The 21,948-nt window shown below is 67.3% G+C and carries 19 protein-coding genes; 6 read left to right on the forward strand and 13 right to left on the reverse strand.

Translation table 11 applies throughout. The annotated features are described in order from the left end of the window. Window positions 1-8 precede the first annotated feature (8 nt). From OO71_RS26955 to OO71_RS26985, 7 genes are read right to left on the reverse strand one after another with little or no spacing between them, the layout of a single operon-like run. Window positions 9-1,367, reverse strand: coding sequence for an 8-oxoguanine deaminase (locus OO71_RS26955; RefSeq protein WP_033292672.1), 1,359 nt, complete (start codon window positions 1,365-1,367; stop codon window positions 9-11). Beyond that, entirely contained in the window at window positions 1,367-2,191 is an 825-nt protein-coding gene (locus OO71_RS47705) for an alpha/beta fold hydrolase (protein ID WP_051792309.1), read from the reverse strand. The genes OO71_RS26955 and OO71_RS47705 overlap by 1 nt, the downstream gene beginning before the upstream one ends. 32 nt (window positions 2,192-2,223) lie before the next feature. Beyond that, on the reverse strand, window positions 2,224-2,970 hold the full coding sequence (locus tag OO71_RS26965; protein ID WP_033292673.1) for an SDR family NAD(P)-dependent oxidoreductase: 747 nt from the start codon (window positions 2,968-2,970) through the stop codon (window positions 2,224-2,226). 34 nt (window positions 2,971-3,004) lie between these two features. Then, window positions 3,005-5,260, reverse strand: coding sequence for a xanthine dehydrogenase family protein molybdopterin-binding subunit (locus OO71_RS26970; protein WP_033292674.1), 2,256 nt, complete (start codon window positions 5,258-5,260; stop codon window positions 3,005-3,007). A gap of 16 nt (window positions 5,261-5,276) precedes the next feature. Continuing rightward, complete coding sequence (locus tag OO71_RS26975) at window positions 5,277-6,503, reverse strand: NAD(P)/FAD-dependent oxidoreductase (protein ID WP_033292675.1); 1,227 nt, start codon at window positions 6,501-6,503, stop codon at window positions 5,277-5,279. Then, window positions 6,503-6,730: a ferredoxin gene (locus OO71_RS26980; RefSeq protein ID WP_051792312.1), complete on the reverse strand. Its 228-nt coding sequence runs from the start codon at window positions 6,728-6,730 to the stop codon at window positions 6,503-6,505. The genes OO71_RS26975 and OO71_RS26980 overlap by 1 nt, the downstream gene beginning before the upstream one ends. Next, complete coding sequence (locus OO71_RS26985) at window positions 6,727-7,845, reverse strand: aromatic ring-hydroxylating oxygenase subunit alpha (RefSeq protein WP_084145315.1); 1,119 nt, start codon at window positions 7,843-7,845, stop codon at window positions 6,727-6,729. Before OO71_RS26985 ends, OO71_RS26980 begins: the two co-directional genes overlap by 4 nt. Before the next feature lie 92 nt (window positions 7,846-7,937). On the opposite strand from OO71_RS26985, the gene OO71_RS26990 reads away from it, so the two are divergent. The 5 genes from OO71_RS26990 (at window position 7,938) to OO71_RS27010 (ending at window position 14,914) form a co-directional block, all read left to right on the forward strand. Beyond that, window positions 7,938-8,870 carry a LysR family transcriptional regulator gene (locus OO71_RS26990; protein ID WP_033292676.1) on the forward strand — a complete coding sequence of 311 codons (933 nt, stop codon included), beginning with the start codon at window positions 7,938-7,940 and terminating at the stop codon, window positions 8,868-8,870. 264 nt (window positions 8,871-9,134) lie between these two features. Further along, complete coding sequence (locus OO71_RS26995; protein ID WP_063740123.1) at window positions 9,135-10,562, forward strand: uracil-xanthine permease family protein; 1,428 nt, start codon at window positions 9,135-9,137, stop codon at window positions 10,560-10,562. 399 nt (window positions 10,563-10,961) lie between these two features. Further along, window positions 10,962-11,924, forward strand: a complete 963-nt coding sequence (locus OO71_RS27000) for an SMP-30/gluconolactonase/LRE family protein (RefSeq protein WP_281178476.1) — start codon at window positions 10,962-10,964, stop codon at window positions 11,922-11,924. Between the two features lie 27 nt (window positions 11,925-11,951). Beyond that, on the forward strand, window positions 11,952-12,698 hold the full coding sequence (locus OO71_RS27005; protein ID WP_051792314.1) for an enoyl-CoA hydratase/isomerase family protein: 747 nt from the start codon (window positions 11,952-11,954) through the stop codon (window positions 12,696-12,698). 11 nt (window positions 12,699-12,709) lie between these two features. Further along, window positions 12,710-14,914, forward strand: a complete 2,205-nt coding sequence (locus tag OO71_RS27010) for an acetate--CoA ligase family protein (protein WP_156096551.1) — start codon at window positions 12,710-12,712, stop codon at window positions 14,912-14,914. 117 nt (window positions 14,915-15,031) lie between these two features. On the opposite strand, the gene OO71_RS27015 is transcribed toward OO71_RS27010, so the two are convergent. Genes OO71_RS27015 through OO71_RS27040 form a run of 6 tightly spaced genes read right to left on the reverse strand, consistent with a single transcriptional unit; the run spans window position 15,032 to window position 20,654 of the window. Further along, window positions 15,032-15,697 carry a TetR/AcrR family transcriptional regulator gene (locus OO71_RS27015; protein WP_156096552.1) on the reverse strand — a complete coding sequence of 222 codons (666 nt, stop codon included), beginning with the start codon at window positions 15,695-15,697 and terminating at the stop codon, window positions 15,032-15,034. A 47-nt stretch (window positions 15,698-15,744) separates the two neighbouring features. Further along, a complete protein-coding gene (locus OO71_RS27020) occupies window positions 15,745-17,400 on the reverse strand; it encodes an FAD-dependent oxidoreductase (RefSeq protein WP_156096553.1) in 1,656 nt (551 codons plus the stop codon). Between the two features lie 5 nt (window positions 17,401-17,405). Continuing rightward, complete coding sequence (locus OO71_RS27025) at window positions 17,406-18,440, reverse strand: ABC transporter substrate-binding protein (protein ID WP_156096554.1); 1,035 nt, start codon at window positions 18,438-18,440, stop codon at window positions 17,406-17,408. 5 nt (window positions 18,441-18,445) lie between these two features. Next, window positions 18,446-18,946, reverse strand: coding sequence for a thioesterase family protein (locus OO71_RS27030; protein ID WP_063740124.1), 501 nt, complete (start codon window positions 18,944-18,946; stop codon window positions 18,446-18,448). 23 nt (window positions 18,947-18,969) lie between these two features. Then, a complete protein-coding gene (locus OO71_RS27035) occupies window positions 18,970-19,821 on the reverse strand; it encodes an ABC transporter permease (protein WP_051792323.1) in 852 nt (283 codons plus the stop codon). Continuing rightward, complete coding sequence (locus OO71_RS27040) at window positions 19,818-20,654, reverse strand: ABC transporter ATP-binding protein (protein ID WP_084145316.1); 837 nt, start codon at window positions 20,652-20,654, stop codon at window positions 19,818-19,820. Before OO71_RS27040 ends, OO71_RS27035 begins: the two co-directional genes overlap by 4 nt. Window positions 20,655-20,965: 311 nt before the next feature. On the opposite strand from OO71_RS27040, the gene OO71_RS27045 reads away from it, so the two are divergent. Then, entirely contained in the window at window positions 20,966-21,946 is a 981-nt protein-coding gene (locus OO71_RS27045) for an NADPH:quinone oxidoreductase family protein (RefSeq protein ID WP_033292680.1), read from the forward strand. Window positions 21,947-21,948 lie beyond the last annotated feature (2 nt).

Below are 21,948 nucleotides of genomic sequence, written 5' to 3' on the forward strand. Positions count from 1 at the left end.
TGTGCCGGTCAGTCCGCGCGCGCCAGCCGGGTGCCGATCCGGCGTGCTTCGCGGACGATTGCGCCTTCGTCCACCTTCACGAGCGCGCCGTTCCGGACCACCGGCCGCCCTTCGACCAGGACGTCTGTCGCGCGCTGGCTGCCACCGAACAGCAACCCGGCGACCGGGTCGGCCTCGGCACCAGCCATTTCCAGTGTCTCCATGCTGAACAGCGCCACGTCGCCGCGTTTGCCGGCTTCGAGCGAACCCAGTTCCGCGCCTCGGCCGAGCACCTCGGCACCGCCTCTGGTCGCCACGCGCAGCGCCTCCCGGGCGGTGAGGGCGCGGTCGACCCCGCCGGCGCGCTGGGTCAGCAGCAGTTGCCGGGCCTCGGCCATGAGGTTGCCCGAATCGTTCGACGCCGCCCCGTCGACGCCCAGACCGACCCTGACCCCGCGGTCGAGCATCGTGCGGACCGGCGCGATCCCGGAGCCGAGCCGCAGGTTGGAGCTCGGGCAGGTTGCGACGCCGGTGTTTGTGCGCGCCAGCAATCCGATGTCCGCATCGGAGAGCTGGACGCAATGCGCCAGCCAGGCGTCATCGCCGAGAAAGCCGTAGCTGTCGAGCAGATCCAGCGGACGCAGTCCGAACTTCTCCAGCATGAAGGACTCTTCGTCCCGGCCTTCGGCGAGGTGGGTGTGCAGCAGCAGGCCGTGGCGACGGGCCAGTTCCGCCGACTCCCGCATGAGCTCGGGGGTGTTGGTGAGCGGATAGCAGGGCCCGACGGCGATCCGCAGCAGCGATCCCGGGCCGGGGTCGTGGTACTTCGATGCCAGTGCTTCGGTTTCCGCGAGCACGTGGTCACGGTCCTCGCACAGTTCCCGCGGGGGCAGGCCGCCGTTGTGGGTACCCAGATCCATGGATCCGCGGTTCGGATGGAACCGGATGCCGAGCGCCGCCGCGGCCTCGATTTCCGCCTCGATCAGACCGGCGCTGCCCGCGGGGAACGCGTAGTGGTGGTCGGTGCTCATCGTGCACCCGGACAGCAGCAACTGGGCCAGGCCCGCCGACGCGGCCGCGCGGACCCACTCCGCGTCGATGCCACACCAGACCGGGTAAAGCTCCTGCAGCCACGAGAAGATGTCGCCTTCCTGCGCCCAGGCCTTGGTGAGGGTCTGGCAGAGGTGGTGGTGGGTGTTGACCAGGCCGGGCAGCGCGACGGCACCGCGGCCGTCGACGCGTTCGTCCGGTTCCCCGGTGGCCGGTGGCGGGCCGGCGCCCACCCAGGTGATCACTCCGTCCTCGATCACGATGGAGCCGTCGGCGATTTCCGTGCCCGCGTCGTCCATCGTGGCGATGACCGCACAGTGCTCGACGATGGTCCGCATCAGTCCGTTTCCCCGTCCAGCTCGGCGAAAAACGCGATCAGCTCCCGGGCCAGGTCCGCGGGCGCGTCGACCGGCACGACGTGGGCGGCCTCGGGAAGCCGGACCAGCCGGACCGGCTGCCCGTGGTCCACCGCGGCCCGCATCTTCTCCATTACGTCGGGCTGCACAAACGTCTTCCCGGCATTGACCAGCAGCGCCGGGCAGCCCAGCCCGTTCAGCTCGCCCCAGCGGTCGTCCGAGCGGAACGGCCAGCGCCCGAAGAAGTACGGATCGTGTTTGCGCACGAACCCGCCTTCCGCAGGGCGAGTACCGAAATGGGCCATGACCTCGAGCATCGGCCCGGGTGCGGAGCCGGTCGCCGCCCGTTCGGCTCCGACGATCTCCTCGACCGAGCTGAAGAACCGCGGCCGTTCGGGCACGTCGGTCTCGGTCTGCACGAAGGACGGCTCGATGTCGACGATCGACAGCGACGCCACCTCGCCGGGATGCCGGGCCGCGAAGCCGAGCCCGATCAGCGCGCCCCACGAGGAGCCGATCACATCGACCGGACCGGGCCCGGCCACGGCGAGGAGATCTTCGAGGTCGTCGACCTGGCTCTCCGTCCCGTAATCGCCTTCAGCCGACCATGAACTGTCGCCGTGCCCACGCAAATCGAGCGCGACCACGCGGCGGTACGCGGTCAGTTCGGCCGCTACGTCGTGCCACGCCCACGCATGACCGGTGACCCCGTGGAGGCACACCGCGGTCCGGCCGGTGCCTCCGAAGTCCAGGAAGTGAGCGGCCCCACCCGCCCTGGTGCTCACGAATCCGTGCTGGACACGCATGCGACTCCTCTCCTAGTGCAGTAACCGGCCGATCAGACGAACACATTGCCACCATTGACATTCACGCTCTGCCCGGTCAGGAAATCCGAACCCGGCCCGCACAGGAACACCACCGAGCCGATCATGTCCTCCGGTGTCTCGGTCCGTTTCAGCGCTCGGCCGGCGATGGCGCGTTCGTTGTTGGCGGGGTTGTCGCGCAGCATTTCGTCGTCCGGGATGAGGTCCGGGTTGAGCGTGTTGACGCAGATGCCGAACTCGCCGAGTTCCCGCGCCATCGCCCGGGTCATGCCGAAAATCGCCGACTTGGCCGAGACGTAATGCAGGAAACCCGGGATTCCGTTGAGGCACGTGGTCGAGCCGATGTTGACGATTTTCCCGTACCCGGCACGTTTCATCGCGGGCAGCACCGCTTTCGCCGCGAGCCAGGTGCCGCGGACGTTGATCGCGAAACTGCGGTCCCATTCGTCGATCTCGATGTCCTCGATCGGCGACCGGGCGGCATTCTTGAAGTACCCGGCATTGTTCACCAGCGCATCGATGCGGCCGAAGGCGTCGAATGCGGTCTTGGCCATCGTGTCGAGGGTCTGGCCGTCGTTCACGTCGATGCGGACCGAGAGGGCTTGCCCGCCCCGGTCGCGGATCTCCGCGGCGACCGGTTCGGCGTCGGCCAGGTCGGCCACCACGACGGCCGACCCGGCCGCGGCGAGCCCCAGTGCGTACGCGCGTCCGAGGTGGCGGCCGGCGCCGGTCACGATGCTGACGCGCCCGTCGAGTGTCATCACAAAGTCCTCCGGGAGAGATGGGGGTGGGAAATCAGCCGAGGCCCAGCAGGTCGGGCGGGCGGATCGGGATGCGGCGCACGTCCGCGCCGGTCGCCGCACGCACAGCCGCGACGATCGCGGGTGGCGCGGTGATATTGGGTACCTCCGCCATCCCGTTGCTTCCGTACGGGCGGCCGGGATGCGGAGTCTGCAGGATCTCCAGCCGCATCGGCGGCATGTCGAGCACGGTCGGAATCAGGTAGTCGGTGAACGAGGGATTGAGGACTTTCCCGTCCTGGATCACGACTTCCTCCATCAGGGCCAGCCCGAGCCCCTGAGCGCTGCCACCGTGAAGCTGGCCTTCGACCGACTGCGGGTTCAGCGCGACGCCGACGTCCTGCGCGGTGGCCAGTTCGATCACCTTCACGAGGCCGAGCTCGGTATCGACCTCGACGACCGCCCGGTGGGCAGCGAACTGGTAACCGAGGTGGGCGTTGCCCTGCCCGTTCTCGTCCAGGAGTTCGGTCCGGGGCGGAAGGTATTCCCGCATCGCCTCGATCGGCTGCCCCGGTTCGATCAGGTCCGCCGCGTCCGCCAGCACCTCCCCGGTCTTCCGGTGGACGATCTTGCCGTCGGCCACCGCCAGGTCCCGCGGGCCGGTTCCGGTGTCCCGGCTCGCCCGCCGGAGCAGCTCTTCGCGGACCGCGGCGGCGGCTTCCTTCACCGCCGTTCCGGTGAGCCACGTCTGCCGCGAGGCGGACGTCGAACCCGCGTCGGGTGCCCTGGTGTCGGCGGCGAGCACGGTGACCTGCTCGACACCCAGTTCGGTGCGGGCGATCTGTGCCTGCACGGTGATCCCGCCTTGCCCCAGTTCGGCGGCCGAGGTGTGCACTTCCGCGGCCAGCCCGCCGTCCGCGGACTTGAGCGCCACGATCGCGGCGGAATGATCGGGTTTGCCTGCGGAGAAGCTGACGTTCTTGAAGCCGAGGGCGTACCCGACACCCCGGCGCAGCCCTTCCCCGTGGGTCGTGTTGCCTGCCCCGCCGGGCAGCAGCAGCGGATCTCGCGGACCCGGGCCGGGCTCGGGCGGCAGGGGCAGCGCGGCGAGCCGGTCCAGCAGGGCCCGCACCGGCGCGGGCTGGTCGACGACCTGCCCGGTCGGCATGGTGCTGCCGGTGCCGAGTGCGTTGCGGCGCCTGATTTCCACCGGGTCGATCCCCAGTTCGCGCGCGAGAGCGTCCATTTGCGACTCGTAGGCGAAGCACGTCTGCACCGCCCCGAACCCGCGCATCGCGCCGTTCGGCGGGTTGTTCGTGAACGCGACCGAGCATTCGATGTCGACGTCCGCGCAGTCGTACGGCCCCACCGCCGAGGTCGCGGCGTTGACACAGACGGCGCCCGAACTGGAGGTGTACGCGCCCCCGTCGTACCGGATCCGGGCTTTGACGTAACGCAGCACGCCGTCGTGCCCGGCTCCGTGTTCGTAGTGCAGGCGCGCGGGGTGGCGGTGGACATGGCCGAGGAAGGATTCGGTCCGGTTGTAACTGATCCGCACCGGACGGCCGGTGCGCAGCGCCAGCATGCACGCATGGATCTGCACGGAGATGTCCTCGCGGCCGCCGAAGGCTCCGCCCACCCCCGCGAGGGTCAGCCGCACCATTTCCGGTGGCAGGTCGAGACTGGCACAGAGCTGACGCAGGTCGTAATAGAGGTTCTGGGTGGCGACGTGCAGCTCTACTCCCCCGTCCGGACACGGCACCGCGAGCCCCGCTTCCGGGCCGAGGAACGCTTGGTCCTGGATACCCACCTCGTACTCGCCGCTCACCACCACCGGAGCGCTGAGGTCCGGGGAACCGCGCCGGACCCGTACCTGCGCGGCGCAGTCCGTTGCTTCGTCGGGATCGGTCATCGCAGGCAGCGGTTCGTAGTCGACGACGATGAGACTCGCGGCCCGGCGGGCAAGTTCGTCCGTTTCGGCGGCGACCAGCGCGACCGGCTCACCTTGGTAGCGCACGACGTCACCGGCCAGCACCGGCTGGTCGTCCTTGACCAGGCCATAGGTTTTGTGGCCAGGGACGTCGGCATGGGTGAGTACGGCGGCGACGCCAGACGCTTCCCGCGCGGCGCGCGTATCGATGCTGCGGATCCGTGCGTGTGGATGCGGGGACCGCACGGTGACCCCGATCAGCATTCCGGCAGCCCGCAGGTCCGAAGCGTACGGATACCTGCCCTCCACCTTGTCCCACCCGTCCGGCCGGGGCACATTCGCGCCCACCCCGGCCAGCAGCGGTGGTTCGATTCCGCTCACGGCTCCTTGTCTCCCTTCACTTCCGCGCTGCCGGGTCAGCCGAACCGGCAGCCAGCGAAGACAATGCGTCGTCCCAGGACGCCCGCCGTTCGATCTGGGTCTTCGCCCGGACAAGCTGTTTCGCGCTGTCGAGCGCGAGCGCACCGACGACGTGCCGGTCCCGCCGGTACAGCGCCAGAAACCGGCTCGAATCGACCGAACCCGCGACCGTCCGTACTTCGTCGGCTCCGGTGATCCCGGCGTACTGGATCCGGATGCCGTACTGGTCCGACCAGAAGTAGTTCGACCCCGCGAACGGACGGGCGCCGGCCGCGCCGGCCAGGATGTTGCGGGCCACGTGCCTGCCCTGTTCGACGGCGTTGGTCCACTGCTCGCACCGCATCGGCTCGTCGAAGAGCGGGTTGGGCCACCGGGCGAGATCGCCCGCCGCGTAGACCCCCGGCGGCCCGGCGCACAACGTCGCGTCGCACACCACCCCGTCGCCGATTCGCAGACCGCTGTCGGCCAGCCATCCGGTGGCGGGCCGGGCGCCGATCCCCACGACGACCAGATCGGCCGGGAGGCGACGGCCGTCGGTCAGTTCCACCGCCTCGACCCGCTGCGCGCCATGCAGCTCGGCCACGCCGACCCCGCACGACAGCACCGTGCCGTGCCTGCGATGCAGGTTGCCCAGCAAGGAACCCATCTCGGTACCGACGGATCGGCCCAGCGGCGCCGGTGCTCCTTCGATCACCGTCGTGTCGAGCCCGAGCGCACGCGCCGACGAAGCGACCTCGGCGCCGATGAAACCGGCGCCGACCACCACCACCCGTGGCCCGGTCATGAGTTCCCGCCGGATCGCGCGGGCGTCCTCGACCGTGCGCAGGGTGTGTACCCCGGGCAATTCGCCTCCCGTGGGCAAGGCCTGGGCTTTCGACCCGGTCGCGAGCACCAAAGCATCGAACGGCAATGTGTCGTCCGTGGTGTGCACACGACGTGCGCGCAGGTCGAGCCGCCGCGCCGGGGTGCCGAGCCGCAGCTCGATCGCATTGTCCTCGTAGAACTGCGGAGTTCGCAGTACCGTCGAAGCAGCCTCGGTTTCTCCCGTGAGGACCTGCTTGGACAGCGGCGGCCGGTCGTACGGCGCGACGGTCTCCTCGCTGAGCATGACCAGTGACCCGTCGTATCCCTCGGCGCGCAGGCATTCGGCCGCACGCAGCGCGGCCAGCCCACCCCCGGCGACGACTACGCGGTCGATCCCCATCAGCGGGGCTGCCGATCCGCCGGGCCGGACAGGGAAATCGCTTCGACCGGACAGCACGCCGCGGCGTCGGAGACCTGCCCGCGCTGGTCGGCCGTGCCGGCCACCGGAGAGGAAACGACGAGTTCGCCGTCGTCGTCCAGTTCGAACAGCTCCGGCGCGACCGAGGTGCACATGCCGGAGCGGACGCATTTGTGCCGGTCGACCACGATCTCGAAGCCGCCGTTCACCGCGGGTCCAGCCGGTCGATGAGCTCCAGCAGGAACCTGCGGTAGGTCAGGGAAAACGTGTCGACGTCCCGGACGTACATCTCCATCGACAGGTCCTCGGGCAGCTCCTCGGGCCGCTGCGATTCCACGATCGGCTTGTCCTGGCCGTACACGAGCTCGTTCCAGCCGACGATCTCGTCGTGGATCGTGTCGGCCGACCCGTAGTTGCGCGCCCCGATGGTGAAGTTCCGGACCCGCTTCGGCCCGATCGGCGTCGGATGGAAGAACAGGCAGTAGTGGTTGTCCCCGTTGGCCGAATCGAGCAGCACCGTCAACGGCATGAAGACGTGGTAGTTCTTGATGATGTCGAGCTGCCCGTCCGCCGCGGCCATCGACCGGTTCTTCGCCGCATCGCGCGGTTCGGCCATCGGCTTGTCGAGCAGCATCCGGATCACGTGGTCCTCCCGCCACACCCGGTGCTCCGGCACCCCGGGCCGGGTGCGGTCGCCGAGAAATCCGTCGTGGACGAACGCGAAATGCGAAAGGTCGGTGTAGTTCTCGGTGCGCCGCGGCGGACTGCAGTCCCATTCGGAGACCGGGAGGAAGACCTTGTCGTAAGCCGGATCGTCGAACTGCGGGAATTCGGGAATCGGCAGATACGGTTCGTCTTCGAGACACACCCAGACCATGCCGTACCGTTCGACCGCGGCGTATTTCTTCACCCGGGCCCGCAACTGCCCGGCAAGATCAGGACGCTGCGGGGCGAGAGTGCAATTCCCGTCACCGGCGTAGCGCCATCCGTGATAAGCGCACTGCAGTTCTCCGGTCGGCAGAACCTCGCCGAGGGACAGCGCGGCGCCGCGATGTGCGCACAGGTCGTTGAACACCGAGATCTGCCCGGCCATTCTGGCGACGACCAGCGCCTGCCCGCAGAGCACGGCCCGCGCCGGCCGGTCGGTCAGCTCCGCCGAATACATCACCGGATGCCAAAAATGGCGGAAGATGCCGTACAACCGGCGTTCGGCCTCGACGTCGAGTTCGTTCTCGCGGGATATTTCGATCTGGTTCTTCGCCAATGGCGCCGGGCTCCGGGTACTCCGGTCCGCGTGCTGATCAATGGTCGGCGGCGTTCCCATTTCGACTCCTCACCTGGTATGCCACCACAACGTACGTCCGCCCGACCCATGCGTCCAACGAATGTTTTGCATGAGGCGTATGCTTTCTCGTTATGAACCTCGAATCCGACGAATGGCCGACGCTCCGCCAGATCGGGTACTTCCTCGCCGTCGTGGAACACGGTTCGATCACCGCGGCGGCCCGCGCGGTACACCTGTCGCAGCCCGCGATCTCCCGCCAGATCCAGGATCTGGAGCAACGGGTCGGCGGCCCGGTCATCGAGCGCAGTGCCGGCCGGCTCCAGCTGACCCCCGCCGGGCGGGCACTGGCCACGGACGGGCCGGCGGCGCTGTCGTCCGTCCGCCGTGCCGTCAAACGCATGCGCCAGGCGATCGGCATCGAAGGCGGCACGCTCGAGCTGGTCACCCTGTCCACCTTGGCCGCCGGACGGCTGCTGCCCGCGCTCACCCACTGGCGCGAGCGGTACCAGGAAGTTTCGGTCCGGCTGCACGAGTTCAGCTTCCGCAGCCAGGTTCCGGAAGCCGTGCTGAACGGGCTCGGCGACATCGGCATCGGCACTGTTCCGCGTTCCTGGCCGGGCCCCGTGCGCGAGCTCGGGTGGAGCCAGCTGGTCGCCGTGCTCCCGCCGCACGATCCGCTGATCACGTCGGCCGAGCCGATCCTCGTCGACGACCTGGCCGCCCGCGACTGGGTGCTTTACGACGAACGCCAGGGCCTTTCCGAACTCGTGCTCGGCGCCTGCGCCCGCGCCGGATTCCGGCCGCGAGGCGTCGTGAAGACAACCCAGGTGGAGGCGGCCGCGCGGTTCGCCGCCGCAGGCCTCGGTGTCGCACTCGTACCGGAGCAGAACGTGCCACCGGACCTCGCTGCTTTCGTCCGGCAGCTTCGCCAGCCGATCGCGTGGCAGCTGGCCGCGTACGCCCGCACCGCGTGGACGCCTGCGGCCGAAGCGTTCATCGAAATCGCGGCGCGGAACGGGCACGTTCCGCAGCCGCCGGACGCGGTCGACCTCATGCTGGGCTGATCCGCCATGCCGAGACTGTATGTACGTCATGCGAAACGCGCGTTGGACAGCCGCCGCGTCGCTGCTTACCGTGACTTCCGACACTTCCCGCTCCCGGTCCCGCTTCCACCGCAGCTGCCTTTCCCCTGATCGCCCGGCCGGACTCCGGACCGGCAGGAAAGGCTTTCGCGCGCAGTGCCGTGTCCACGGCCCGGACCCAGGGCGCGGCCGGCGCCGGTTCCGCCGGGCCCGGGAACACACCATCGGGGCTTCAGGAGGCTGCAGATGTCCTTTCTTTCCTTGCGAAAGCGCCGACCGGACCGCCGCGACGCCCTCCCGGCACCGCATCCGGTCGACGAGGTGCTCCCCGCGCACCGGCTCGCCCTGCTCGGCCTGCAGCACTTGTGCATCATGTACTCCGGCGCGGTCGCCGTTCCGCTCATCGTCGGCGCGGCACTGAAACTCCCGATCTCGACCATCGGGTTGCTGGTCAGCGCCGACCTGCTCGTCTCCGGAATCGCCACCGTCCTGCAGAGCGTGGGAATCGGCCGGATTCTCGGAGTCCGCCTGCCGGTCGTCGCCGGCGCGACCTTCACCGTGGTCAACCCCATGATCATCGTCGCGGAGCAGTACGGAATGGCGGCGGTGTACGGTGCGATGCTCGTCGCCGGCGTGTTCGCGGTGCTGATCGCGAAGCCGTTTTCCATGGTGCTGCGCTATTTTCCGCCTTTGGTGTCCGGGACCGTCATCTGCGTGATCGGCCTGTCACTGGTCGGCGCGGACGTCGGCCTGATCGCCGGGGACGATCCGGCCGCAGCGGATTACGCGCAGGTGTCCCACATTCTCCTCGCCGGGGCCGTGATCGTGCTGATCATCGTGTTCACCCGGCTGTTCCGCGGGTTCATCCAGCAGATCGCGCTGCTCCTCGCGATCGGCGCGGGCACGCTCATCGCCTGGCCGATGCACCTGCTCGACTTCTCGAGCGCCACGGGAGCAGGCTGGTTCGGCATCACCGCGCCGTTCTTCTTCGGCCCGCCGAAATTCGAAGCAGCCGCAATCATCACGATGTGCGTCGTGGTTCTGGTGACCTACACCGAATCGACGGCCGACATGGTGGCCGTCGGGGAGATGGTCGACCGGGACCTGACTCCGAACGACCTCGCCCGCGGCCTCGCCGTCGACGGCGTGTCGACCGTGCTCGCCGGAGTCATGAACTCCTTCCCGGACACCGCATACGCCGAGAACGTCGGACTGGTCGGGCTCACCAAGGTGCGCTCGCGCTGGGTGGTCGCCGTGTGCGGGGTACTCCTGATCATCGTCGGGCTGGTCCCGAAGATCGGCCAGATCGTGGCCAGCATCCCGGGACCGGTGATCGGCGGCGCGGCCACGGTCATGTTCGCGATGGTGACCGCGGTCGGGATCCGCACCCTGCACAAGGCTTCCTTCAAGGACAACCAGAACCTGCTGATCGTGGCGGTGTCCCTCGCGGTCGGCCTCCTGCCCGCCGTCGCACCGCACTTCTACGACCATTTCCCGCAGAACTTCCAGGTGATCTTCGGGTCGTCCATCACGGCGACGGTCATCGTCGTGTTCGTGCTGAACCTGGTGTTCAACCACTGGGTGAAGCGGCCCTCCGAACCGGATCCCGGCACCGACGGCCACGCGGACGAGGGCAACCTGGTCCTGCAACGCTCCCACGACGACGGGCAGTAGGTCACCGGCCACCCGTAGCCGCCACTCCGGATGCCGGGACAGCGCGCAGCTGATCCCTTTCGCCGGCAGGACAACGCACAGGGCAGATCGGCATCGCGGAACACGTGCCCCTCGGCCAGTTCATGTCCCAGCGCAATGACCATCGGGGCGCACGACCGACGTCCTGCCCGGCAGCAGCGTGAACGGTGCACACCAGTCCCCTGCCCGGCAATCGATCAACGCCTCCCGCCGAGTGGGGCAATCCGTGTCGCGGCCATGCCTGGAGCGGCACCAGCCACTGATGATACTACTTGTCAGATTCTAGTATCGTGAGTAGTCTCATCCAGAGTCCTGGCGGGTGACCGGCGCACCCGAGCTCCGAGTGCCGCCCGGCTGTGTTCAGGTGATGGGAAGTGAACCTTGGTCGCGTACGACATCACGGAAATTGCCGGAGGTTTTGCATTTCCGGAAGGTCCGGTGTATTTGCGGGATGGCAGCGTGCTGGTGACCGAGGTCGCCGGCGGGGCCTTGCGCCGGGTCCGGCCGGACGGTGCCGTCGAACTGGTCGCGTCCCTTGGCGGAGGCGTGAACGGCGCGGCCATCGGACCGGACGGGAAGGTCTACATCTGCAACAACGGCGGCTCCGTTTTCCACGAGCACGGCGGGCTCTTGCTGACCGGCACCGAGACCGAGGAATTCAACCAGGGCGAAAACTACAGCGGTGGCCGGTTCGAGCGGGTCGATCTGGCCACCGGTCGTGCGGAGGTGCTTTTCCGGCAAGCAGGCGAGATCCGGCTCTCGGCACCCAATGACCTGGTATTCGATTCCACCGGCGGGTTCTGGGCGACGGACACCGGAAAAACCCGAGCGCGCGATCGGGACCGGGCGGGTGTCCTCTATGCCGAGCCGGTCCCGGGGGCAACGGGAAAATATCTGCTCAGCGAACGCATCTTCCCGGTCAATGGTGCCAACGGAATCGGGCTCAGCCCGGATGAAAGCACGTTGTACGTCGCCGAAACCCACACCGCGCGGTTGTGTTCGTGGGACCTGAGCGGGCCGGGAAAGGTCTTGCCGCGCACCACACATCGCCCGCTCCGCGGGAAGGTGCTCAATGCCTTGACGGACGGTTCGTCGTTCGATTCGCTGGCCGTCGACAGCGAGGGCAATATCGCGGTGGCCACCATCGGGGCGCGCGGCGGAATCACGGTGTTCGACCCGGCGGGCCGGATCGTCGAATTCATTGCGACCGGTGACCCCTTGACGACCAACCTGTGCTTCGGCGGGGCCGACCTGCGCACGGCGTACCTCACCTGCGCTGCATCCGGCAGGCTGATCAGTCTCCAGTGGCCGGTTCCGGGCCTGGCGCTTCCTTTCGGAGCCTAGGCACATCAACGAGATTGGGAGAATTTCGTGGGCAGTATCGAGTTCGAGGTCGCCGATCACATCGCTCTCATCACCATGAACCGGCCACGGCAGCGCAATGCCATCGACCTCCCGATGAGGCTCGACCTGATCAAGTGCTTCAACCGCATCCGGCACGATCCCGATATCCGGGTCGCGGTGCTGACCGGAACCGGTTCGTCGTTCTCGGCCGGGCACGACCTGAAAGAGACGAAGACCGCCGAAGAAGCGGCCAACGACCCGAACACACCAGGTCTCATGGCCTGCTTCCGCAGTGTCGGCAAGCCGGTCATCGCGGCCATCAACGGAACCTGCGTGGCGCAGGGGGCGGGGCTCGCCCTGCTTTCCGACATCCGGATCGGCACCGCGGAGACGACGTTCGGCTGGCCACAGGTCAAGTTCGGGATGCCGTCCAACTCCGGCCCCACGCTCCTTGCCCGCATGATGCCGTGGAACGTCGCCATGGAGTACCTGATGACGGGTGACTTCATCGATGCCGAGCACGCCTTGAAGTTCAACCTCATCAACCGGATCGTGCCGCAAGAGAACCTGATGAAAGAGGCGATGGACCTCGCCGGCCGCATTGCCGCCCTCCCGCCCGGCGGCATCCAGGCCATCAAGCAGTGTGCCGTGGCCACGATCAATCTCGACGTGTCTCTCGCCTTCGACCTTGCCGTGCAGCTTTTCGCGTCGGCTCTGCACCATCCTGACGTCGAGGCTGGCTTGACCGCCTTCGCCGAGAGGACCACGAAGTAGTGGAGACCACGATGCACACAGCCGCCTTCAACCCGTTGCTTCACCCGAAGACGGTCGCGGTGGTGGGAGCCTCGACCCGGGGCACCGGGATCGGCGTCGATTTCCTGCGCAATCTCCGAGCGGCCGGCTATCCGGGCCGGGTCTACGTCGTGCACCCGGAGGCAACCGAGATCGAAGGGTACCCGGCGGTGCGGTCATTCGCCGAGATCCCCGAGACGGTCGACTACGGCTACTACACGGTTCCGGCGCGGGCGCTCCCCGCGTCGCTGGCGGACGCGGCAGGCAAGCTCCGGTTCGCGCAGCTGGTGACCAGTGGCTTCTCCGAGACCTCGGCGGCGGGTGCCGAGCTCGAGCAGCAAGCTCTCGCACTGGCGCGCCACGGTGGGATCCGCATCCTCGGGCCCAACTGCCTCGGCATGTACTCACCGCGGTCACAGGTGACCTTCACCGATGGTTCCCCGGATGAACCGGGTGGCTGCGCGGTCATTTCCCAAAGCGGTGGCCTGTCGGTCGACATCATCCGGCGGGGCGGCCGCATCGGGGTCCGGTACAGCGCGGTCGTCTCGATCGGAAACGCGCTCGACGTCACCCCGGCCGAACTCCTCGACCATTTCCTGGCCGACGACGACACCTTGGTCATCGGCATGTACCTGGAGTCCGCACGCCATGGGCGCGAGCTGATCGAGAAACTTCGAAGCAACGCCGGGCGCAAGCCGGTCGTGCTGCTCAAGGGCGGCCGGACCGGACAGGGAAGCCAAGCTGCGGCGTCGCACACCGGCGCCATGGCCACCGACGGCCGGGTTTGGGAGGGCATCGCAGCGCAAACCGGCTGCTGTCTCGTGGAGACCCTGGACGAGTTCCTGGAGACCCTACTGGCGGCGCAGCTGCAGGGGCACCGCGAGCCGCCGGCCGGAGGCGTGGTGCTCTTCGGCAATGGCGGCGGGGCCAGCGTACTGGCGGCCGATTCATTCGATCGGCGGGGACTGCAGCTGACCCGGTTCGACGACACCACTCTTCGCTCCCTGGAAGCGCTGGGTCTCCCACCCGGAACCAGTGTCCGCAATCCCATCGACGCCCCTGCCCCCACACTGCGCGTCGAGAACGGTGCTGTCGCACATCGCATTCTCAGCGCAGCGCTCCAACGGCCGAGCCAGACCTGGGCCGTGGTGTCCCACCTCAACCTGACCGTCATGCTCCCGGCCCATGGTGATCCGGTGGTCAACCGGAAGGTGCTGGAAAACCTGTTGCACGCCATCGGGGACGTGGCCGGCACGCACCGCGAAACCGTCTTCGCGGTCGTGCTCCGTTCGGACGGTCAGGACGCCGCTGCCGAGGCGTACCGGGAATATCGCGAAATGTTGCTCGAGCGGGGAATACTGGTCTTCGACGAACTCGAGGACGCCGCTCGCGGGCTGGCGAACCTGAGGCACATTCTCCAAGTACGCGCCGGAAACCGGGCCGGGGACGGCCGGGAACGACCACCCAAGGCCATCGACCTGACCGCGGCCACCGCAATCCTCGACCAAGCGCGGGACGCGGGCCGGGATGCGCTGACCGAGGCCGAGTCCAAGCACCTGCTGGCGGCGTTCGGCGTCGCGGTACCCAAGGGTGCCACCGTGGAATCGCACTACTCGGCCGAGCAGATCGCCGACGCGGTCAGTGCCCTCACGGCTCCTTATGTCGTCAAGGTCCTTTCCAGCACGGTCCTGCACAAATCGGACGTCGGCGGCGTCAAAACCGGGTGCCGGGGGCCGCACGAGATCGCGGCGGCCATCCGGGACATCTCGGACAGCCTCAAGACACACGGGCACCACGAAACCCGGTTCCTGGTCGAGGAACAGGCGGCCGCCGGGCACGAGCTCGTCATCGGCGGTTACCACGACGCCGATCTGGGCACAGTGGCCATGGTCGGGCTCGGCGGCGTGCTCGTGGAGATCCTCGGCGACGTCTCGTACGGAGCCGGTCCCCTCGCCGACGGCGATGCGGAGGCCATGCTGAACCGGCTGCGCCTCACCCCGCTCCTGCACGGGTACCGCGGCCTGCCTGCCGTTCCGGTGGACAAGGTCAGCGCGATCGTCCAGGCGGTCGCGGGCGAAGACGGCCTGCTGACCCGGTTCGCCGATCGGATTGCCGAGGTCGACCTCAACCCGGTCATCGCTTCCGCAGGCGAACCGATCGCCGTCGACGCACGAATCGTCTTGCAGCCCAAGGGGTGATGCCGAAGCCGCCGGGCCCGCACACCGGGCCCGGCGGCTTCCCTTGCGCGGAAAGTACCGAGTGATGACAGCTTTGCCGCCGACCGGCCCCCTCCGGAGCCAAGCCAGCGGCGCCGGTCAGTTCGCGATGAGGCCGTCGAAGATCAGGCGCTTGAACTCGGCAGCCGCCTCCGCGGAGCTGAGCCCGGTGCGTCCCACGAGCCTGCCGTCCGCGATGCTGATCACCAGCATTTGGATGACCTCCGCGGCGAACAGCGCGTCAATCCGGTTGAACGCACCTTCTTCGATGCCACTGGCAATGATTTCGCGCAGCTGGGACACCACTAGTTTCCGGTGGCGTACCTGTACTTCACGGGCCGGTGCGTACTGTGCGACATCCTCGTAGAACCGGCGCGAGACCAAACCCGCCCGCAACGACAGAGCGTCCAGCGCAAGCGCAATCCGGTCGCGCGCCGTTTCCGCCTTCTCGAACGCGCAGCTCAGCTCGACCCGCAGCCGGGCCATGTACCGCTCGATCACCAGCAGCGCAAGCTCGTCCTTCGACGGGGCAAGCGCGTACAGGATGTTCCGGGAGCAGTGCAACTCCGCGGTGAGGTCCGACAACCGGAGACTTCGGAACCCGTTCCGCAGAATGATCCCCTCCAGCTGATCGAGGATTTCTTCCTGCCGGGGGGTCAGGTTGTTCTCGCGTTGCTCTGGCCATTCGTCAGAAACCAGCTCGAAATTCTCCATCGCGCCCTTGCTCGCAGATAGTGACGACTTGTCCTCCGGATGGTACCCCAATCTCGATCAGAGTACCTTCACCAGGTGCATGCTGCACCCGAGCGCCGTCAGCCGAATGGTTCGGCGGCCGCGCTCTTCCCGGCGAGGCGCGCCATGGTGATGATCGGCCCGGTCTTCCGGTGCGCTCTGCGGTATCCCACGAACGCGCTGCATTCACCGGCGGCGTAAAGCCGCGGAATCACGGCTTCCTCGTCGAGACCGACACTGGTCTCTCCGTCGTGCAGCTGAGCGCGGTCCAGCACCTGCCCTTTGGTGTTGATGCGGAGCCCGCCGACCGGCGTGTGCCGGATGATGTGGAGCCTCGCGGCATAGTACGGCGGCTCGATGATCGGATAGAGCGGCTGCGGCTTGCCGAACTCGAGATCCGCGCCGTCACGGCAGAATTCGTTGTACTGATCCACCGTGTCGATCAGGTTCTGGCAGTCGACATCGATCTTCCCGGCCAGTTCCTTCAAATCGCCTGCCACCGCAGTACTGCCGGGATGCAGTGCCCGGCCACGGGCCGGCTCCGGCCGCTCCATTTCGGCCAGTGGCCATTTCATCGCCGCGGCACTCGCGGCGTCGGCGATCGCCCACACGTTCCTGGGTCGCGGCAGGCTGAGGAAGGTGTAGATGAACGAGTCCTCCGGGTACTCGGCAGCAGGCACGCTGGCGGAGTCACGCAGCATCCGCGGGTTGCGGTACGTCGCCTCCGCTTCGTTGAGATAGCGTTTGCCGTCGTTCTGCACCAGGATGATCCGCTGGTAACCGTCATGGCGTGGGCTGACGAGGACCCCGGTCGACCGTGTGGTCCCCGGCATCCCGGCGATCGCGTCGAGCGACAGGCTGTAGATGCGGGATCCGTACCGGACCGGGGTATGACAGACGAACGACATGTCGCTCAGCGATGCCCCGATGTCCTGGCCCAAGGTCAGGGCGTCCCCCATGGCCCGCATGTACGGCAGGCCATCCGAGTGGATGCAGTCGTCGACGAGACGCGGATCCCAAGCCCGCACCAGTTGTTCGTTGGTGGTCGCTCCGCCGGAGGCCAGGATCACGGCCTGGCGCGCACGGACGTCGACGACCGATCCGTCGGGCCTGGCCGCACGAACCCCGACGACCGAGCCCCCCGGCTCGCGATGGATCGCCGTCATCCGATGCTCGAGAAGCACCGGAATACCGAGATCGGCGACCGCTTTCTCGAGCACGACCGTCAACGCGTAACCGCTTTGGGCGGAGTAACCCGTCCGGCCCTCGCCCACCCCGCCCGGGTAGTAGCTCGTCGGAGACGCCGCCGCATAGTGGGTACGGGCGATCCGGCGGTGGCCGCCGTACTTCGGGTCCGGCGGACCGCCGTCGAGCAGGTCGTCGGAGAACGTCAGGCCGAGCCGCTCCAGCCAGAGACAGGTGTCCGCACCGGCCTCCACATAGGCCCGGACCAGCTCGGGCACAGCGCGATACTCGCTCATGAGCATCTCGTCCTCGATGCCCCATTCGACGCAGTCCACGACGCCGTTCCGGCGTTGCACATGACTGGCACAGAAGGACATGAAGCCGCCCGAGCCCCGCATCAGCCCGCCCAGAAAGGCGTTCTCCTCGAGCAACGTCACTTCCGACCCGGAATCGGCCGCCTCGATCGCCGCCGGCAAACCGGCATTGCCCCCGCCGACCACCACCACGTCGGTTTCGACGTCCCAGGACTCCGGCAGCTCACCGCCGCGCATGGCGCTCACGATGCCGGGACCAGCTGGGTGGCGACGATGTCCTCGTAGGTCACCGGTTCACTGATCACTTTGGCCTTCATGTCGATGGTGATCGAGTCCTCGATGTTCCGGCGCGGCACTGTCGTGCCGAAGGATTTCAGGATGCCGTCGAGGAGCTGCGGAATCAGTTCCTTGTCGATCGCGATGTTCTTGGCCGTGACGGCCTCCAGGTCCGGGCGGTTGGCGGAATCGTTCATCCAGGCAATGGTCTTGGTCAGCGCGGCGACGAACTTCTTCAGCTGATCGGAATGGTTCTTGATCGCCTGGCCGGTCGACGCGTAAACCTGGGGGCTCAGATTCTGCAGGATGCCCGGACCTTCGCCGTCCGCCCGCAAATCGACGGCGATCCGCGCGATCTTGAGCTTGTGGATGGCGATCGACCGGCCGGGCTCCTCGCTCAGCAGCGCGTCGATCTGGCCGTGTTCGAGGCTCTGGACGGCGGTCTGCGGGTCCCCGATGCCCACGAACGTCACGTCCTTGGGGTCGATCCCGGCGTCCCGCAACATGGTGGACACCCAGATCTCCTGTGCACTCCCGCGTGCGGTCACCCCGATCTTCGCGCCTTTGAGGTCCGCCATCACCGCCGGATACTGCCCCAGGTGCGGCAGCTGCCATTGATTGCGGACGATCAGCGAATGGGTACCGTGCCGGGTGGATCCGCAGACGATCTTCAGGCTTCCGCCTTGTTCCCGGGAAGTCAGAATGGAGTCCGGGCTCGTCAAGCCCACCAGCGCCTGTCCGCTGATCAGATTCTGTGCCGTTTCGGTCCCGTTGTGGATCGGGACGAATTTGACGTCCAAGCCTTCGGCCTTGAAGAATCCCCGGTCCATCCCGACGAAAACGGGAAGACTGAGAAGCCCGCCCGGCACCCCCGTCACCCCGATCTGCGCCGGTCCGGACTGACCGGTCGAGGACGCCGGGGCGCCGCATGCGGCCAGCAGAAGCAGCGAGGCCGTGACCGCCATCGTCGCCCAGCGCCGTGGGCTGCTAGAGAGTTCCACCTGACTCACCTTTCGGATCGGATGCCCATGGCACCGGAGAGCGGAATCGGCCAGGTCAGCCGACCGGCCTCGCGGATCCACTCGTCAAGGCCCGCGGCGATGTCGTCCGGGAAATCCACCGCACGACGGGTGTTCATGTCCACGTGGACGAGCAAGATCTCGACGGTGCAGGAGACCGCTTTCACCGCGTGATCGACCACGAATGCCATCAGATGCCCGGCCTTGCCCGAGCGCTCGAGGAACACCGTGTGCACGGAGAACGGGTCGCCCTCGAGCATTTCGGTGAAATAGCGAATGTGATGCTCGGCCGCGAAAACTCCCATGTGCCGCCGGGCCCGGTAGCTGTCGTCGATCCCCACCCGCCGGATCAGCACATCGGCACTCGACGCCCCGTACTCGAAATAGTGGCGGATGTTCACGTGGCCGTTGACGTCGATGAGATCCGGCGTCACACCGCCTTCCCGCAGCGCCGGAAGTTCGAGCACCTGCTCGTACGATGGCAGCACGAGTTTCTCCTCGGTCCGGATGCCTATTGCCGCTGATAGCGCAACAGGTAGCGGCGGAGGATATTCATGAAACCGGCGATCACAGTGGTCACGATCGCCAGGATCGCCAGCGTTCCGAGCACTGCGGCCGTGTTGAAGTTCTGCGTGTAGAACTGGATCTGCTGACCGATTCCGGCGGTTGCCGCGATCATTTCACCGGCCACGGCTCCGACGAACGCGTACACCAGTGCGAGCTCCAGACCGGCGAAGATCCCGGGAATCGCCCACGGAAGCATCACCTTCCGGAAAATTTCCGCCTGGGAGAACCCCAGCACGCGGGACAGCCGGGTCAGGTCCGGATCGACATTGCCGATCGCTCCCATGGTCGCGCTCAGGACGATGAAGAAACACAGCGAAACGACCAGTGCCACCTTCGACACCTGCCCGAGACCGAACCAGAGAACGAAGATCGGCGCCAAGGCGACGCGCGGCAGGCTGTTCACCGCGGTCAGATACGGCCGGACCATATCGTGCAGAAGCGGCACTCTGGTGAACAGCAGCCCGGCGCCGATCCCCAGCACTGTCGCGAGACCGAAACCGATCAAGGTTTCCTGAATCGTGACCCACAGGTTCGACCAAGTGGTACCGGTCTGCACGGCCTTGCGGAGAAACTCGAATATATCCGAAGGGCGGCTGACGAAGAACACATTGAGCCATTCCCGGTCGACCGCCCACTGCCACAGGCCGAGGACGAGAACGGGCAGGGCAATTCTTCCGAGGTAGGCGATTGCCCGCCGCGTACCGGGGCTCATCGCCCGCTTGTCCCGGAGGCCGAACGGCGCGGCCGGGGCGCCACGGACATCGCGCCGGGAGGGGCCCATCAGACCGGCAGTCATGCCCGCTCCCTTTTCATGGCCAGATTCACTTCTTCCTCGAGGTCGGACCAGATCTCTTCGTACAACCGGTGAAACTCGGGCATGCCCTGGAGCCGGGTCACCGACCGCGGGCGCGGCAGGTCCACGTCGTAGACGCGCAACGCCCGTCCGGGAGAAGCGGAAAGGAGGAAGATCCGTTCCGACAGCAGAATCGCCTCCGCAAGGTCGTGGGTCACGAACATGACCGTCGAACGCTGCGCCTCCCAGAGCCGCATCAGATGATCCTCGAGCATGATCCGCGTCTGTGCATCGAGCGCCGCGAACGGCTCGTCCATCAGCAGAAGATCCGCATTCAGCGCAAAGGTCCGGGCCAACGCCACCCGTTGCCGCATCCCGTGTGACAGCTGCGCCGGATAAGCGTCGTGAGCATTCGACAAGCCGACCGCATCAAGCACCTCGGCGGCTCGTTTCCGGCGCTCGGCCCGGTTCACCCCGCGGCTTTCCAGGCCGAACGCGACATTCTCGGCAGCAGTTCGCCACGGCAGCAGGGAATCACGGGCGAACATGTATCCGATGCGCTGATCGCCGGTGGCGGGCGCACCGCCCAATACCTTCACCTGACCCGTATCCGGCGTCAGTTCACCGGCAACCGCATTCAGGCAGGTGGTCTTCCCGCATCCGCTCGCGCCGATCAACGTCGCGAATTCGCCCTTCTCGATCCGGAACGACACGTGGTCAATGGCCGGTTTTCCCCGGAACGAATGGGAAACCTGATCGAATGCCACCGCCACCTCGCCGGACGCAGCACCTGTCTCGCGAATACCGTCAGATGCTTGATCATGAACGACTCTCATGGTCCCGCTCTCCGTCGTCGAACCGGCTGCCGAAGCTCAGCCGCAACCGGCTTGCCTGCCCTGGCAGTACCGTGAATGAGTCTACGGTACTGCCAATAATCCACATGTCAATCGCGAGATGGCCGCTTCCGATGCGGACTTCCCCGTGACCTCATTGCCGTTTCGGCGATCACGGACCCGCAGTGGACAACCAGCCTCCACCCGGTACCCGGGCGTCACTTGGGACCCGCAGAAAGACTCTGGACTGATACTAGAGTATCTGTTACGGTCTCATCGCGCCGGATCGAAACGCAGACGGTTGAGGTGGTCGCGTGAGGGCATGGCAAGTCAGCGAACTGGGAGAACCGGACGAGGTCGTGCACGTGGCCGAGGTGGCCGTGCCGGATCCCGGCCGCGGGGAGGTGGTCGTGCAGGTTTTGGGCGGTGCGGCCAATTTCCCCGATGTACTCGCGTGCCGCGGGGAATATCAGGTCAAGACACCGTTGCCGTTCACCCCGGGGCTCGAAGCCTGTGGCTCCGTGGTCGCGTGCGGAGACGGGGTGCGCGGGTTCGCGATCGGCGACCGTGTGCTGGGTATGACGGTGCCGCCCCACGGCGGATTCGCCGAATTCGCGACACTCAATGCCTCCGCGACTTTCCCGGCTCCCCCCGCGCTCGACGACCGGGAGGCTGCGGCGTTGCTCGTTGCGTACCAGACAAGCTGGTTCGGACTGCACCGCCGGGCGAATCTGAAAGCCGGCGAGACACTCCTCGTGCACGCAGCCGCCGGCGGGGTCGGCAGCGCCGCCGTCCAGCTGGGCAAGGCGGCCGGAGCCACTGTCATCGGCGTGGTCGGCGGGCCGGAAAAGGTTGCCGTAGCCCGCGATCTGGGGGCAGATGTGGTCGTCGACCGGCACCAGGAGGATTTCGTGACGGTGGTGCGGGACCGGACCGGAGGCCGTGGCGCGGACGTCATCTACGACCCGGTGGGCGGGGACACCTACCACCGTTCGACGAAGGCCATCGCCTTCGAGGGGCGGCTCGTCGTCGTGGGTTTCGCCGAGGGCCGCATCCCGACCGCAAAGCTCAATCACCCGCTGCTCAAAAACTACTCGATCGTCGGTCTCCGCTACGGGCTGTACCACGGCCACGACCCGGCGGCGGTCGGCCGCTGCCATGCCGAGCTGACCGAGCTGGCCCGCGATGGCGCCGTCCGCCCGTTGGTCGAACGGATGACCTTCGGCGAGGTGCCGGCCGGACTCCGGCGCCTCGCCGACGGGGAAACGACCGGCCGTCTGGTCTGGGCACCGTGACC

The organism is Amycolatopsis jejuensis, assembly GCF_000717335.1.
Lineage (GTDB): Bacteria > Actinomycetota > Actinomycetes > Mycobacteriales > Pseudonocardiaceae > Amycolatopsis > Amycolatopsis jejuensis.

Excerpts from the sequence above, each read along its gene's own strand:
- OO71_RS26955 (WP_033292672.1), bottom strand. The coding sequence starts at position 1,367 with ATGCGGACCATCGTCGAGCACTGTGCGGTCATCGCCACGATGGACGAC.
- OO71_RS47705 (WP_051792309.1), bottom strand. The coding sequence starts at position 2,191 with ATGCGTGTCCAGCACGGATTCGTGAGCACCAGGGCGGGTGGGGCCGCT.
- OO71_RS26965 (WP_033292673.1), bottom strand. The coding sequence starts at position 2,970 with ATGACACTCGACGGGCGCGTCAGCATCGTGACCGGCGCCGGCCGCCAC.
- OO71_RS26975 (WP_033292675.1), bottom strand. The coding sequence starts at position 6,503 with ATGGGGATCGACCGCGTAGTCGTCGCCGGGGGTGGGCTGGCCGCGCTG.
- OO71_RS26985 (WP_084145315.1), bottom strand. The coding sequence starts at position 7,845 with ATGGGAACGCCGCCGACCATTGATCAGCACGCGGACCGGAGTACCCGG.
- OO71_RS26990 (WP_033292676.1), top strand. The coding sequence starts at position 7,938 with ATGAACCTCGAATCCGACGAATGGCCGACGCTCCGCCAGATCGGGTAC.
- OO71_RS26995 (WP_063740123.1), top strand. The coding sequence starts at position 9,135 with ATGTCCTTTCTTTCCTTGCGAAAGCGCCGACCGGACCGCCGCGACGCC.
- OO71_RS27010 (WP_156096551.1), top strand. The coding sequence starts at position 12,710 with ATGCACACAGCCGCCTTCAACCCGTTGCTTCACCCGAAGACGGTCGCG.
- OO71_RS27020 (WP_156096553.1), bottom strand. The coding sequence starts at position 17,400 with ATGCGCGGCGGTGAGCTGCCGGAGTCCTGGGACGTCGAAACCGACGTG.
- OO71_RS27035 (WP_051792323.1), bottom strand. The coding sequence starts at position 19,821 with ATGACTGCCGGTCTGATGGGCCCCTCCCGGCGCGATGTCCGTGGCGCC.
- OO71_RS27040 (WP_084145316.1), bottom strand. The coding sequence starts at position 20,654 with ATGAGAGTCGTTCATGATCAAGCATCTGACGGTATTCGCGAGACAGGT.